Genomic DNA, 15,016 nt, shown 5'->3' with positions numbered 1-15,016 from the left:
CCGCGGTCCCGGTCAGGCAGGGGGTGCGGGGCGGAGCCAGAGGACGCCGCACGGGGGGAGCTGGAGGACGGCCGAGGCGGGCTGCCCGTGCCACGGGACGTCTTCGGCCTCCACCCGGCCGAAGTTGCCCACGCCCGAGCCGCCGTACCCCTCGGCGTCGGTGTTGATCATCTCGAGCCAGGGCCCAGCCAAGGGCAGCCCGACCCGGTAGTCGTGGTGCGGTGTCCCGGCGAAGTTCGCCACGCACGCCAGCCGTGAGCCGTCCGCGCCGAGGCGCAGGAAGCTGACCACGTTGCCGTTCGCGTCGTGGGCGTCGATCCACTGGAAACCGTCGGGATGGGTGTCCTGGCTGTAGAGCGCCGGAGTGGACCGGTACACCGCGTTGAGTTCGCACAGCAGTGCGCGCACCCCGGCGTGCAGCGGCTGGTCGAGCAGGTGCCAGTCCAGGGACCGTTCGGCCGACCATTCCCCTTCCTGCGCGAATTCGCCCCCCATGAACAGCAGTTGCTTGCCGGGGTGCGCCCACATGTAGGCCAGCAGCGAGCGGACTCCCGCCGCCTTGTTCCAGTCGTCGCCGGGCATCCGGCCCCACAGCGATCCCTTGCCGTGCACCACTTCGTCGTGCGACAGGGGCAGCACGAAGTTCTCGCTCCACGCGTAGACGAGCGAGAAGGTCAGCTCGTTGTGGTGGTAGGAGCGGTACACCGGGTCGTGGGCCAGGTAGTGCAGCGTGTCGTGCATCCAGCCCATGTTCCACTTGAACCCGAACCCGAGCCCGCCCAGATGCGTCGGCCTGCTGACCCCGGGCCAGGACGTGGACTCCTCGGCCACCATCACCACGCCCGGGTGTCGCTTGTAGACGGTCGCGTTGAGCTCCTGCAGGAACCGGACCGCGTCGAGGTTTTCCCGCCCGCCGTAGGGGTTCGGCAGCCACTGGCCGTCCGGCCGCGAGTAGTCCAGGTACAGCATCGACGCGACCGCGTCCACCCGCAGCCCGTCGAGGTGGAACTCTTCGAGCCAGAACAGCGCGTTCGCGACCAGGAAGTTGCGGACCTCGTTGCGCCCGAAGTCGAAGACGTAGGTCCCCCAGTCGGGATGCTCGCCGCGCCGCGGGTCGGCGTGTTCGTAGAGTGCCGTGCCGTCGAAACGCGCCAGCGCCCAGGCGTCCTTCGGGAAGTGCGCGGGCACCCAGTCGGCCAGCACCCCGATGCCGCGCTGGTGCAGCCGGTCCACGAAGTACCGGAAGTCGTCGGGGGAGCCGAAGCGCGAGGTGGGCGCGTAGTACGAGGTGACCTGGTAGCCCCAGGAACCGCCGAACGGGTGTTCGGCGATGGGCAGCAGTTCCACGTGCGTGAAACCGGTTTCCACCACGTAGTCGGCCAGCGCGTCGGCCAGTTCCCGGTAGTCCAGCCCCGGCCGCCATGAGCCGAGGTGCACTTCGTAGATGCTCACCGGCGCGCGCGCCCAGTCGGTCGCCTCGCGGGTGGCGATCCATTCCTGGTCGGCCCATTCGTGCCGGGCTTCGGTCACCACCGACGCGGTCTGCGGCGGTTTTTCCGTGCCGAAGGCGAGCGGGTCGGCCTTTTCGTGCCATACGCCGTCGGCGCCCAGGATCCGGTACTTGTACCGCGTGCCCGCCTCCACCCCGGGGATGAAGATCTCCCACACACCCGAGGAACCGAGGGAGCGCATCGCGTGCTCGCGGCCGTCCCAGCCGTTGAAGTCGCCGACCACCCGCACCCCGCGGGCCGTCGGGGCCCACACCGCGAACGACACGCCGCGCACCTCGCCGGCGGGGGTGTCGTACCAGCGCACGTGCGCGCCGAGCACCTCCCACAGGCGTTCGTGCCTGCCCTCCCCGATCAGGTGCAGGTCCAGTTCGCCGACGGTGGGCAGCCACCGGTACGGATCGTCCACGGTGACCGTGCCGCCGGGATAGCCGATCTCCAGCCGGTAGTCGCCGGGATGTTCCGGCAGGCGGCCGGCGAACAGGCCGTCGACCACCCGGTCGAGGTCGACCTTGCCGTGTTCGGTGCGCACCGTGACCGAGCGGGCGCCGGGCCGCAGGGCCCGCAGCACGAGGCTGTCCCCGGCGGTGTGCACGCCGAGGACGGCATGCGGGTCATGGTGCGCACCGGACAGCAACCGGTCGATGTCACCGGGCGGCGGGGCCGCCTCGGGCAGTGTCTCCACTGCTCACTCGCCTCCTGAGCTTCCCTCGCTGATGCGGGCGATCGAGGACAGGGGCACGCTCAGCCATTCCGGCCGGTTCGCGTGCTCGTAGGAGACCTCGTACACCGCCTTGTCCAGTTCGAAGGCGCGCAGCAGATCTTCGTGCGCGCGGGGGTCGCCGATGTCCTCCGGAGCTTGCTCGGCGTAACCGTCGAGGAAGGCGGACCGGTTGCGGCGCGCCCACTCCCAGGCCCGTCCGGTGAGGACCGGATCTTCCGGTCCCGAGACCAGCATCTGCTGGGCCGCGTAGTCGAAGGACCGCAGCATGCCCGCGACGTCGCGGAGCGGGGAGCGCAGGGCGGACCGTTCGACCACCGGGGCGGCGGGTTCGCCCTCGAAGTCGATCAGCAGCCAGCCGGTGACGGTGCGCAGCACCTGGCCGAGGTGCAGGTCGCCGTGGATGAACTGCATCCTGATCGCGCCGTCGCGCTCCTTCATGGCGTCGAACGCGGCGTGCAGCGCGGGCGCGTACCCGGCCAGTTCCGGCACGGCCTCGGCCACCCGGTCGAGCCGCGCGTGCATGGCCCCGGCGGCGCGCTCGAACTCGCCGGGGTCGGCCACCTGCTCGCCCAGTGCCCGCCGCAGGTCGTTGTGCACCGAGGCGACGGCCTGGCCGAGCCGCTGCGCCTCACCGGCGAAGTCACCGCCCACCTGGTCGGGCGGGGATTCCGGATCGGCCATCAGGTCGCGCACGCTCGTGGTGGCCATCGCCCAGCCGTCGACCGCGTCCGGGATGAACCGCTGCAGCATGCCGAGGGTGACCTCCTTGCCCGCCAGGTCCCCGCTGATGCTGCCCAGCAGCGGGGCGATGTGTTCACAGCCCACGCGCTGCAGTGCCCGGTGCAGCCGGACGTCCGGGTTCTCGCCGGGCGAGAGCCTGCGGAACAGCTTGAGAATGTACTGTCCACTGTAGACAAGCGAGGTGTTGCTCTGCTCCGAGGTGATCGGGCGGGCGCGCAGCCCGCGCGTCAGCGTCACCCCCGGCTCGTGGTCGAACCGCAGCGAGCCGATCCGGGCGCCGTCGTCGATGAGGCCCAGCAGCACGCCGGTGAGGTCCGGGTCGTTGACCGCCTCGTAGCAGGGCCGCCCGCGTTCGGTGCCCAGCCAGCTGGTCCCGAGGTACTCCGGGAGCTGCCCGCGGCTGCCGACGAGAAGCTGGTACGGCGCGCGGCGCCCGTCCTGCCGCACCTCGACCACCAGGTGCAGCAGCAGCGGGTCGCCCTCGAGCAGCACGGTGCTGCCGAGCACCACCACCTCGCCGACCGGCTGGTCCTTCCCGGCGAACCACCGCTGCGTGGGCAGCCACTCCGGGAGTTCGCCGACCAGCGCACCGATCAGTTCACGGGGATCGGTCACCGTCCATCACCTCGTCTCGCCGTCGCCCCGCCGCTGGAGCAGCTGGAACCAGTAGAAGCCGTGCCCGGGCAGTGTGAGCAGGTACGGCAGCTCCCCGATGTCAGGGAACAGCACTCCGCCGGTGAGTTCCATCGGCGTGCACCCTTCGTGGTCGGACAGGTCCAGTTCGACCGGCTGCGGGAAGCGGGACAGGTTGTTGACGCAGAGCACCACGTCGAGTTCCCCGTCCGGGCGCATCCAGCTCCGCTTGAAGGCCAGCACGCTCGGGTTGGAGCCGCCGAGCTCGATGAAGTCGCCTTCGGCGAAGGCGTGGTGCTGCTTGCGCACCTCGATCATCCGGCGTGTCCAGGTGAGCAGCGAGGCGGCGGCGTCGCGCTGCGCTTCGACGTTGATCGCCTGGTAGCCGTAGATCGGGTCCATGATCACCGGCAGGTAGATGCGCCCGGGATCGCAGCGGGAGAACCCGGCGTTGCGGTCCGGGGTCCACTGCATCGGCGTGCGCACCGCGTCGCGGTCGCCGAGCCAGATGTTGTCGCCCATCCCGATCTCGTCGCCGTAGTACAGCACCGGTGAGCCAGGCAGGGACAGCAGCAGCGCGGTGAACAGTTCCTGCTGGTTGCGGTCGTTTTCCAGCAGCGGCGCCAGGCGGCGGCGGATGCCGATGTTGGCCTTCATCCGCGGGTCCTTGGCGTACTCGGAGTACATGTAGTCGCGTTCCTCGTCGTTGACCATTTCGAGGGTGAGCTCGTCGTGGTTGCGCAGGAAGATGCCCCACTGGCAGCCGTCGGGGATCTTCGGTGTCTGGGCGAGGATTTCCGAGATCGGGAACCGGGATTCGCGCCGCACCGCCATGAAGATCCGGGGCATCAGCGGGAAGTGGAAGGCCATGTGGCATTCGTCCCCGCCGGCGGCGGGATCGCCGAAGTACTCCACCACGTCCGAGGGCCACTGGTTGGCCTCGGCGAGCAGGACCCGGCCGGGGTACTCGTCGTCGACGACCTTGCGGCAGCGCTTGAGGAACTCGTGGGTGCGCGGCAGGTTTTCGCAGTTGGTGCCCTCCTGTTCGAACAGGTAGGGCACCGCGTCCAGCCGGAACCCGTCGATGCCGAGGTCCAGCCAGAACCGCAGGACGTCGATCATCGCCTCCTGCACGGCCGGGTTCTCGTAGTTCAGGTCCGGCTGGTGGGAGAAGAAGCGGTGCCAGTAGAACTGGCCGCGCACCGGATCGTAGGTCCAGTTCGAGGTTTCGGTGTCCACGAAGATGATCCGGGCGTCGGCGTAGCGGGAGTCGTCGTCGCTCCAGACGTAGAAGTCGCCGTACGGGCCGTCGGGATCGGTGCGGGACTGCTGGAACCACGGGTGGAGGTCGGAGGTGTGGTTGAGCACCAGGTCGGTGATCACGCGGATGCCGCGCCGGTGCGCCTCGTCGAGGAGGTAGACGAAGTCCTCGACGGTGCCGAACTCGGGCAGCACGGCGCGGAAGTCGCTGATGTCGTATCCGCCGTCCCGCAGGGGGGAGGCGTAGAACGGCGGCAGCCACAGGCAGTCGACGCCCAGCCATTCGAGGTAGTCGAGCCTGTTCGCCAGGCCGCGGAGGTCGCCGAGGCCGTCGCCGTCGGAGTCGGTGAAGGCCCGCACCAGCACCTCGTAGAACACGGCGCCCTTGAACCACATCGGGTTCGTTGGCGCCTCCTCCGCGTGCTGGAAGTCCTCGGCCTGCGGTTCGACGAGCTTGCCTTCGGCGGTCACGGCCTCACCGGTGTGGGGCACGCCCTCCAGCCCCAGTGCCGCGTCGGGCCGGGGATCACGGTCGGTCAACTCCACCTCGTCCCACCTCATCCGGATAGGTTCGCCTCGTCCCCCGCCGCATCGGGATCGGCCGGTGCGGCGGGGAGCGGGAATCGGGTTGTGGTCAGCCCGCCAGGCGCGGTTGCAGGCTGACGATGTGCGCCACGGCCCGCCAGGGTTCGAGGCGCACGTAGTTGGCCTGCCCCCAGTCCCAGGTTTCGCCGGTCACCTCGTCGTGGGCGATCAGCCGGTCGGACCAGTCGAAGCCGAGTGCGGGCAGGTCGAGCCAGAGCGTGCCCTCCTCGGCGTCGAACGGGTTGAGCGTGATCACGGCGAGCACGGTGTCGCCGCTGGCGGGGTCCTTTTTGGAGTAGGCGATCAGGCCGCCGTTGTCGACGTGGTGGAACCGCAGCGTGCGCATCTGCTGCAGCGCCGGGTGGGCGCGGCGGATGGCGTTGAGCCGGGTCAGCCACGGTTCCAGGGAACGGCCCTCGGCGAGCGCGGCGGCGTAGTCACGGGGCCGCAGCTCGTACTTCTCCGAGTGGAGGTACTCCTCGCTGCCTTCGCGCAGCGGTTCGTGCTCGAACAGTTCGAATCCCGAGTACATCCCCCAGCTCGGCGACAGGGTCGCGGCGAGCGCGGCCCGCAGCGCGAACATGCCCGGCCCGCCCTTCTGCAGCGACTCGTGGAGGATGTCCGGCGTGTTGACGAACAGGTTGGGGCGGCCGTGGTCCCAGTGTTCGAGCAGGTCGACGGCGAACTCGGTGAGCTCCTCCTTCGTGGTCCGCCAGGTGAAATACGTGTAGCTCTGGGTGAATCCGAGCTTGGCCAGTCCCCACAGCCGGGCGGGCCGGGTGAACGCCTCGGACAGGAACAGCACGTCCGGATGGGCGTCCTTGACCGAGGAGATCAGCCATTCCCAGAAGTCCGGCGGTTTGGTGTGCGGGTTGTCCACCCGGAAGATCCGCACCCTGTGCGCCACCCAGTGCAGCACCACGCGCAGCACCTCGGCGTAGATGGCCGGGGGGTCGTTGTCGAAGTTCAGCGGGTAGATGTCCTGGTACTTCTTCGGCGGGTTCTCCGCGTAGGCGATCGTGCCGTCCGGGCGGGTGGTGAAGAACTCCGGGTTCTTGACCACCCACGGGTGGTCGGGCGCGGCCTGCAGTGCCAGGTCGAGCGCGACCTCCAGCCCCAGTTCGTGGGCGCGGGCGACGAAATCGTCGAAGTCGTCGAGCGTGCCGAGTGCCGGGTGCACCGCGTCGTGCCCGCCCTCGTCGGCGCCGATGGCCCACGGCGAACCAACGTCGTGCTCGTCGGAGACCACGGAACCGTTGCGGCCCTTGCGGTTTACTCGCCCGATCGGATGAATCGGCGGGAGGTAGACCACGTCGAAGCCCATCCGCGCGATCCGCTCCAGCTCCCGTGCCGCGGTGGCGAACGTGCCGTGCACGGGAGTGCCCTCGGCGTCCAGCCCGCCGGTGGAGCGCGGGAAGAACTCGTACCAGGCGCCGAAAGCGGCGCGCTCGCGGTCCACCTGCAGCCGCAACGGCCTGCCCTTGGTGACCAGTTCGCGCACCGGGTGTTCGTGCATGATGTGCTCGACGTCGGACGACAGCGCCGGGCCGATCCGCTCGGGCAGCAGGCGGTTCGTGTCGCGCAGTGCCGCCGAGGCCGCCACCAGCAGGGCCCGTTCCCGGCGGCGGTCGGGACGGCGGGAGACCCGGTCCAGCAACTGCGCCCCGGTTTCCAGGTCGTTGGCCAGTTCCGCGGCCTCCTGGCCCGCGGTCACCTTGATCTTCAGATCGCGCCGCCAGGTGGTCCACGGATCGCCCCAGGCGTCCACCCGGAAGGTCCACAGCCCGGGCGAGTCGGGCACGATGACCGCGGTGAACCGGTCGAGCCCCGTGCCCTGCTCGCTCATCCTGGTCCGGCGCGCCACCCGGTCGCCGGGGCCCCGCCAGGTGACGGTGGCCGCCACCGCGTCGTGCCCGTCGCGCCACACCGTGGCCGAGATCGGGACGTGCTCACCGGCGACCGCCTTGGCGGGGTACTGCCCGCAGTCCACGATCGGGCTCACATCGTCGATGCCGAGCCGGCCCGTCATCCCCAGGTGCCCCTCTCGTTCAGCGGGTCAAAGCGCCAAAGTCGCGGTGTGGTCGGCGAGAAAACCGAACCGGACGGGTTGGCGTGAACGCGGTACCCCACAACGGAGGAGGGCAAACCTGCCGGGAGTCACTTTCCGCCCCGGCGGGACCGGCTGTCCAGGGCGCTCGGGCACTGGTAACGCAGGTGTCACCGGGCGGACTTCCGCGGAGCGTTTCCCGTCATTTCCTCCGGTAGGTGACCATGCTGACGCCGCTGTCGTCGAAGTCGCGGCGCGCGACGGGCAGGAAGCCGGTGGGGGCGAACGGGCCGTCGAACAACGGGATGCCGCTGCCGAGGACCACCGGGTTGTGTTTGATGACGAGCTCGTCGATCTCGTCGCGGAGCGCGCCGGCCAGCTTGCCGCCCCCGCAGAGCCAGATGCCCTTGCCGTCCCGTTCCTTCAGCTCCCGCACCAGGGCGGCCGGGTCGCCGTCGACGATCGTCATCGCCGGATCGTCGGAGGTCAGGGTGCGGGAGACGACGTACTGCTCCAGGTGGGCGTAGGGGCTGGTCATCCCTGCCCGCAGGCCGGGCTCGTAGGTGCCGCGGCCCATGATCACGGTGTCGAAGTGGCGATTCGGGGTGGTGGTCAGGCCGAACGGGCCGCGGGCGAGCGTCGGCATGGTCTCGGGGTATTCGGCGAGGATCGTCTTCCGGAGCTCGCCCTCGAAGACGAAGAAGTCGTAACTGCCGTCCGGGCCGGCGATGTAGCCGTCGAGGCTGGCGGCGACGTAGTAGGTCAGCTCGCGCAAAACGGTCTCTCTTCCTGAGGTACTGTGGATGAAGTGGTTTGAATGTAGTACTGCAGTTGCAGTGGTGTCAACGAGCTCTTCAAGGAGATCCGATGCGTCAGAACCCGGCCCGCCGCACCGCCCTGCTCGACGCCGCCATCGAGGTCCTCGCCCGCGAGGGCTCCCGGGGCCTGACGCTGCGCGCCGTCGACAAGGAGGCGGGCGTCCCCACCGGCACGGCTTCCAACTACTTCGCCCACCGCGCCGACATGCTGGGCCAGGTCATGGCCCGCACCCGCGAGCGACTGACCCCCGATCCGGCCGAGCTGGCGGGCACGATGACCGCCGAACCCTCACACGATCTGGTCAGGACCCTGATGCGGCAGGTCGTCGACCGCATGCGCCGCGATCGCAGCAGCCACCTGGCCCTGCTCGAACTGCGTCTGGAGGCCACCCGGCGGCCCGAACTCCACACGGAGCTGGCGCGGTTCTTCGGCGAAGAGCTCGACGCCAACATCGGCTTCCACGTCGGCAGCGGCCTGCCCGGCGACCGCACCGGGCTGATCCTGCTCTACCTGGCCATGCAGGGACTGATCGTCGACGAGCTGACCGTCCCGGAACTGCTCACCCCGCACCGGACCGGCGAACTCATCGACGCCATGGTGGCGCGCCTTCTCCCGGCGGACGGCGACTGAGCGGCCTCACCGGGGTGCGCGCAGGAGAACCAACGAACGCGCGGGCAGTTCCAGGTGGCTGCCCGCCTTGAGATGGCGCGCCTTGACCGGGGCGCCGTCGCCCGTGCTGGTGTCCAGCACCGGTTTGAAGGTGGCGCCGTATTCCGGGCCGGGCAGGGTGATCCGGACCGGTTCGGCGCCGGAGTGCAGCACCAGCAGCCACGAATGGTCGTGGACCAGGACGCCTTCCCGGTTGCGGGACTGGCTGTTCGAACCGTCGATCCACATGCCCAGCGTGCGGCGGCCGGTGTCGAACCAGTCCTGCTCGGTCATCTCGCGGGCGTCGGGCCGGAACCACACCAGGTCGGGTTTGCCGGTGGGCGTGGTGCGGCCTTCGAAGAATTCGGGCTGGCGCAACGCGGGACTCGCCGCGCGCAGGTGGATCAGCCGCCGGGTGAACGCGAGCATCGGCTCCGATTCCGGCCCGAGGATCCAGTCCACCCAGGAAGTCTCGTCGTCGAGGCAGTAGGCGTTGTTGTTGCCGTGCTGGGTGCGCCACAGCTCGTCGCCCGCGACCATCATCGGGGTGCCGGTGGACAGCAGCAGGGTGGCGAGCAGGTTGCGGGCCTGGCGGGCACGCAGGGCGAGGATCGCCTCGTCGCCGGTCGGGCCCTCCGCGCCGTGGTTCCACGAGCGGTTGTCGTCGGTGCCGTCGCGGTTGTGCTCGCCGTTGGCCTCGTTGTGCTTGTGGTTGTAGGACACCAGATCCCGCAGTGTGAACCCGTCGTGCGCGGTGACGAAGTTGATCGACTGCCAGGGGCGGCGCAGGTTGTGGTCGTAGAGATCGGACGAGCCGGACAGCCGGTAGGCGAGGTCGTCCACGCCGGTCACGCCCCGCCAGTAGTCGCGCACGGTGTCGCGGTAGCGGCCGTTCCACTCGGCCCACTGCGCGCCGAAATCCCCCACGCGGTAGCCGTGGCCGGTCACGTCCCACGGTTCGGCGATCAGCTTGCAGCACGACAGTTCCGGGTCGGTGGTGATCGCGGTGAGCATGGCGGAGTTGCGGTCGAACGCACCCCCGCCCGGACGCCCGAGTGTGCTCGCCAGGTCGAAGCGGAAACCGTCCACGCCCATCTCGGTGGCCCAGTACCGCAGCGAGTCGGTCACCAGCCGGACGACGGTGGGGGAGCCGGCGTCGAGCGTGTTGCCGCAGCCGGTGAGGTCCAGGCCGCGGCCGCGTGATCCGTGCAGGTAGTAGGCGGGCGCGTCCAGGCCGCGGAAGCTCAGCGTCGGGCCCTCGAAACCGCCCTCGCAGGTGTGGTTGAAGACCACGTCGAGGATCACTTCGATCCCGACCGCGTGCAGCGCGGCCACCATGGTGCGAAACTCCTCGACCTCGCGCCCCGGCTCGCTGGCGTAGGCCGCGTGCGGGGCGAAGTAGCCCAGCGGCGAATAACCCCAGTAGTTGCGCCGCCCCGCTCCGACAAGATGCGGTTCTTCGGTGAACCAGTGCACCGGCAGCAGTTCGACCGCGGTGATCCCGAGCCGCACCAGGTGCTCGATCACCACGGGGTGGGCCAGGCCGAGGTAGGTGCCGCGGAGGTGCTCGGGGACGAACGGGTGCCGCTGCGTGAAGCCCTTCACGTGCAGCTCGTAGAGCACCGACTCCTCGAAGGGCACCTCCGGTTTGGCGCCGGTGTCGGGACCGCCGTGCGAACCGACCACCGACAGCGGCACGCTGCCCAGCGAGTCCACTGTGGACCTCGGCCCGTGCATCGGGTCGCCCGAGTAGCCGAGGGCGGCGCCGAGGTCGGTGAGCGCGCCGGTGATCCGCCGGGCGTAGGGATCCACGAGCAGTTTCGACGGGTTGCACCGCTGGCCCCGGGACGGGTGGTACGGGCCGTGCACGCGGTAGCCGTAGCGCTGCCCCGAGGTCACCCCCGGCACCAGCCCGTGCCAGACCCCGAAGGTCCGCTCGGTCAGCTCGACGCAGCGCTGCGAACCGTCCTCGCCGATCAGGCACACCTCGACCGCTTCGGCGATCGCCGACGTGACGGCGAACCGGACGCCTCCGCCCTCGGGATGGGCGCCCAGGGGGAACGGCCTGCCGGCGAGGACCGGGGTGACGGTCTCGCCGGTGGCATCGGCTGCGGATCGCGTGGCCACCCGTCGATACTCTCAGCCATCCGCCACGTTTCGGTAAAAGTTCTGGTCAGGACGCCTCGACGAGGGCGAACGAGTCCGGGCCGAGCCGCACCGAGCAGCCGCCGGCGGCGGCCTCGCCCCAGGTCAGCAGCACCCGCCGCACCTCACCGCCGACGGGTACTTCGCCCGCCTGCCCGCCGAGACGGCAGGCCAGCCGCAGGGCACCGCGGTGCAGCACGAGCCACGAGCCCGCGCCGCGCACGTCGAAGGTGTCCAGCGCCGGGTCCGTCAGCTCCGCCCTGCTCCGGCGAAGGTCGATCAGCGACCGGTACAGCGCGAGCAGCTCCCGGTGCCCCGGTTCGCCCGGTTCCGCCCAGTCCAGCCGCGAGCGGGCGACCGTGGCGGGGTCGAGCGGGTCCGGCACCTCCTCCTCGTCCCAGCCGTGCCGCGCGAACTCGCGGCGGCGGCCGGTCCGCACCGCCTCGGCGAGCGCGGGATCGGGGAAGGAGGCGAAGAACTGCCACGGGGTGCGCGCGCCCCATTCCTCACCCATGAAGATCATCGGGGTGTAGGGCGAGCAGAACAGGATGGCCGCGCCGCAGGCCAGCCGTCCGGGCGGGACGTGCGCGGACAGCCGGTCCCCGCCCGCGCGGTTGCCGATCTGGTCGTGGTTCTGCAGGTAGGCGAGGAACCGGTAGCCGGGCAGGGTCGCGGTGTCCACCGGCCTGCCGTGCGTCCGCCCCCGGAACGACGACCAGGTCCCGGCGTGGAAGTAGGCCTGCCGCAGCGTGCGGACCAGGGCGGACGGCGCGGCGAAGTCCGCGTAGTAGCCGCGCGTCTCGCCCGTCATCGCGACGTGCAGCGCGTGGTGCAGGTCGTCGCACCACTGCGCGTGCAGGCCGTAGCCGCCTGCCTCCCGGGCGGTGACGAGCTTCGGATCGTTGAGGTCGGATTCGGCGATCAGCGTCAGCGGGCGCCGCACCGACGCGGACAGCGCGTCCACCGCGACGGCCAGTTCCTCCAGCAGATGGGTGGCACGGCGGTCGTTGAGGGCGTGCACCGCGTCCAGCCGCAGACCGTCCACGTGGAAGTCCCGGAGCCAGCCGAGCGCGTTGTCGATGACATAGCGGCGGACCTCGTCGGAGCCCTCGCCGTCGAGGTTGAGCCCCGGGCCCCAGTCGCTTTCCCCGGCGAAATACGGGCCGAACCGGTCGAGACAGGCCCCGGAGGGGCCGAGGTGGTTGTAGACGACGTCGAGCAGCACGGCCAGGCCCCGGCGGTGGCAGGCGTCGACGAACCGCTTGAAGGCGTCGGGCCCGCCGTAGGGCTCGTGCACCGCACCCCACAGCACGCCGTCGTAGCCCCACCCGGTGGTGCCGTCGAAGGAGTTGACCGGCATCACCTCGACGAACGTCACGCCCAGATCGACGAGGTGGTCGAGCCGCTCGACGGCCGTGTCGAAGGTGCCGCCGGAGGTGAAGGTGCCGATGTGCAGTTCGTAGACCACGCCCCCGGCGAGCCTGCGGCCCGTCCACGACCGGTCGGTCCAGGCGAAGGCGTCGTGGTCGTAGGCCCGCGACGGGCCGTGCACCCCGTGGGGCTGCCACCGCGAACGCGGGTCGGGCAGGGGGGTTTCGTCGTCGTCGAGGAGGAAGGCGTAGTCGGTGCCGTGCCCGGTTTCGGTCTCGCAGGACCACCATTCCCCGTCGCGCGTCATCTCATGGTCGGTGCCGTCGGTGCCGTCGGTGCCGTCGATCCGGACGCGGACCCGGCCGGGAACCGGTGCCCACACGCGGAGGGTCACGGGGTACCTCCCCGGACCAGCAGGGCCACCGGGTACCGGCCGAGCATCGCGGCGACCCCGCCGTCCGCGGGCTCGCCGGTGAGCACGTCGGTCCAGGTGCCCGGGGGCAGGGGCAGCACCGTTTCGTGCCACCCGCCCGCGGCCGCCAGGCCGACCGGGAGCCGGGTCGCCACCGTGACCAGGCCGTTCCGGGCGAAGGCGACCACGTGGTGGGCGGCGGGTCCTTCCGCCAGCAGGCGCCGGTACCCGCGGAACAGTTCCGGCCGGTCCCGCCGCAGGGTCAGCGCGCCCCGCACCACGTGCAGCTTCGCCGCGCCGCTGTCGTCGATCTCCGGCCGCTCGCCCGCGACGAGGCGGTCGAGGATGTCGCGCCGCAGCGCGAAGTCCACCGGGCGCCGGTTGTCCGGGTCCACCAGCGACAGGTCCCACAGTTCGGTGCCCTGGTAGACGTCGGGAACCCCGGGGGCGGTGAGCTGGATCAGCTTCTGGCCCAGCGCGTTGGACCAGCCGGGGCCCTTGATCCGGCCCACGAACTCCGCGACCCCGAGCTCACCGTCGAGCACCACCCGCTCCGACCAGGCCGCGATGGCGTGTTCGAACCCTTCGTCCTGTTCGGTCCAGGTGGTGCGGATCTTGGCTTCCCTGGCCGCCTTCACCAGATAGCGGCGCAGGCGGCCGGGCTCGATGGGCCAGGCCCCGACCAGGGTCTGCCAGGCGAGGAGGTTCAGCGAGGGCTCGTCGATCGGATACCGCGCGGTCCAGGCGTGCACCGCCTCGGCGAACTCCTCCGGCAGTTCCGACAGCACGGCCAGCCGGGCCCGGACGTCCTCGGAACGCTTGGTGTCGTGCGTGGTGAGCGTGGTCATCGCGGCCGGATACGCGGCCTCGCGCCGTGCCGCCGCGTCGTGGAACTCCTCGACCGTCGTGCCGAACTCGGTGGGGACGCCGCCGACCTCGTTGAGCGCGACGAACCGGGTGTAGCGGTAGAACGTGGTGTCCTCGCTGCCCTTCGCGACCACCATGCCCGAGGTCTGTTGCAGGCGCGTGGCGAGTTCGCCGTGCGGATCCGCGCGGACCTGCCGGTCCAGCGCGTCCAGCGCGCCGGCGAGATCCCCCCGCCGGTCCCGGGCCAGCTCCACCGCGGCGGCCCAGTGCGCCGCCCCTTCGGGCAGGTACGAGCGGTACACCGGGAAGGCGATCATCACCTCGGCGACCGCGGCACGGGCGGCCTCGGGATCGAGGCCGGTGACCAGTGCGGCGATCCGCCGCACCTCGGCCGCCAGGATGCCATCGGTGACCAGGCGCCGGGCCTCCAGTTCGATTTCGGGGTAGTCGGGGGAGCCCGCCAGATCGGTGAAGAACTGCTCGGCCGCGGGATCGACGAACAGGCCGCCGATCTCCCGCAGCGCGTCGTAGCCGGTGGTGCCGTCCACCGGCCAGCTCTGCGGCAGGTCCTCGCCGGGATGCAGGATCTTCTCCGCCACCAGCCACACCCCGGGTGCCGCCTCCCGCACCGACCGCAGATAGCCGCCGGGATCGGCGAGTCCGTCGGGATGGTCCACGCGCAGGCCGGTCACCTCGCCTTCGGCGACCCAGCGCAGCACCTCGCGGTGGGTCGCCTCGAAGACCTCGGGCCGTTCGACCTGGATCGCGGCCAGTCCCGTGATGTCGAAGAACCGGCGGTAGTTCAGCTCCCTGTTCCCGCGCCGCCAGCCCACCAGCTCGTAGTGCTGGCGGGCGTGCACCTCCTGCGGGCTGCCGCCGTTCGTGCCCGGGGCGATCGGGAAGCGGTGCTCGTAGTACCGGAGTTCGCCGTCTTCGAGGCGCAGTTCGGACTCGGCGCTGTCCTCGGGGAGCACCGGCAGCAGTAGCCGCCCCCGGCTCCAGTCGATGTCGAAGTACCCGGCGTACGGGGAATCCCGGCCCCGCCGCAGCACGTCCCACCACCAGGGGTTGGCGTGGGCCGCCCCGACCGCCATGTGGTTGGGCACGATGTCCACCACCAGGCCGAGCCCCGCCCCGCGCAGCCGCCGCGCCAGCGCGCGACGGCCCTCCTCCCCGCCCAGCTCGGGCCGGGCCCGCGTCGGATCGACCACGTCGTAGCCGTGCGTGGATCCGGCCACCGCGTCCAGCACCGGAGA

9 protein-coding genes are annotated in these 15,016 nt (G+C 70.8%); 1 reads left to right on the top strand and 8 read right to left on the bottom strand.

The genetic code is table 11. The annotated features are described in order from the left end of the window. Window positions 1-12: 12 nt before the first annotated feature. From glgB to FNH05_RS15675, 5 genes are all read right to left on the bottom strand, one after another. Window positions 13-2,193, bottom strand: a complete 2,181-nt coding sequence (glgB, locus tag FNH05_RS15695; RefSeq protein ID WP_144588852.1) for a 1,4-alpha-glucan branching protein GlgB — start codon at window positions 2,191-2,193, stop codon at window positions 13-15. Window positions 2,194-2,196: 3 nt separating this feature from the next. Next, entirely contained in the window at window positions 2,197-3,588 is a 1,392-nt protein-coding gene (locus FNH05_RS15690) for a maltokinase N-terminal cap-like domain-containing protein (RefSeq protein ID WP_144588850.1), read from the bottom strand. A gap of 6 nt (window positions 3,589-3,594) precedes the next feature. Continuing rightward, the gene (gene treS / locus FNH05_RS15685; RefSeq protein WP_144588848.1) at window positions 3,595-5,427 is read right to left on the bottom strand and encodes a maltose alpha-D-glucosyltransferase; all 1,833 of its coding nucleotides are present in this window, start codon (window positions 5,425-5,427) and stop codon (window positions 3,595-3,597) included. 73 nt (window positions 5,428-5,500) lie between these two features. Continuing rightward, window positions 5,501-7,480, bottom strand: a complete 1,980-nt coding sequence (locus FNH05_RS15680; protein WP_144588846.1) for a maltotransferase domain-containing protein — start codon at window positions 7,478-7,480, stop codon at window positions 5,501-5,503. A gap of 220 nt (window positions 7,481-7,700) precedes the next feature. Continuing rightward, complete coding sequence (locus FNH05_RS15675; protein WP_144588844.1) at window positions 7,701-8,273, bottom strand: dihydrofolate reductase family protein; 573 nt, start codon at window positions 8,271-8,273, stop codon at window positions 7,701-7,703. A 92-nt stretch (window positions 8,274-8,365) separates the two neighbouring features. Here FNH05_RS15675 and FNH05_RS15670 point away from each other — a divergent pair, with 92 nt between their 5' ends. Continuing rightward, window positions 8,366-8,947 carry a TetR/AcrR family transcriptional regulator gene (locus tag FNH05_RS15670; RefSeq protein ID WP_144588842.1) on the top strand — a complete coding sequence of 194 codons (582 nt, stop codon included), beginning with the start codon at window positions 8,366-8,368 and terminating at the stop codon, window positions 8,945-8,947. Between the two features lie 6 nt (window positions 8,948-8,953). On the opposite strand, the gene glgX is transcribed toward FNH05_RS15670, so the two are convergent. The 3 genes from glgX to treY form a co-directional block, all read right to left on the bottom strand. After that, window positions 8,954-11,092, bottom strand: coding sequence for a glycogen debranching protein GlgX (gene glgX / locus FNH05_RS15665; protein ID WP_144588840.1), 2,139 nt, complete (start codon window positions 11,090-11,092; stop codon window positions 8,954-8,956). A gap of 46 nt (window positions 11,093-11,138) precedes the next feature. After that, window positions 11,139-12,875, bottom strand: a complete 1,737-nt coding sequence (treZ, locus tag FNH05_RS15660; protein ID WP_144588838.1) for a malto-oligosyltrehalose trehalohydrolase — start codon at window positions 12,873-12,875, stop codon at window positions 11,139-11,141. Continuing rightward, on the bottom strand, window positions 12,872-15,016 hold a 2,145-nt coding region (treY, locus tag FNH05_RS15655; RefSeq protein ID WP_144588836.1), incomplete at its 5' end, for a malto-oligosyltrehalose synthase. The genes treZ and treY, both read right to left, overlap by 4 nt.

This window comes from Amycolatopsis rhizosphaerae, from assembly GCF_007713715.1.
Classification (GTDB): Bacteria; Actinomycetota; Actinomycetes; order Mycobacteriales; family Pseudonocardiaceae; genus Amycolatopsis_E; species Amycolatopsis_E rhizosphaerae.
Note: the sequence above shows the minus strand (reverse complement) of the source record. Positions and strands in the feature narration are given on the sequence as shown.

What these genes read in the sequence shown, in the direction of transcription:
- treS (WP_144588848.1), bottom strand. Translation starts at nt 5,427, where the DNA reads ATGAGGTGGGACGAGGTGGAGTTGACCGACCGTGATCCCCGGCCCGAC.
- FNH05_RS15680 (WP_144588846.1), bottom strand. Translation starts at nt 7,480, where the DNA reads ATGACGGGCCGGCTCGGCATCGACGATGTGAGCCCGATCGTGGACTGC.
- FNH05_RS15670 (WP_144588842.1), top strand. Translation starts at nt 8,366, where the DNA reads ATGCGTCAGAACCCGGCCCGCCGCACCGCCCTGCTCGACGCCGCCATC.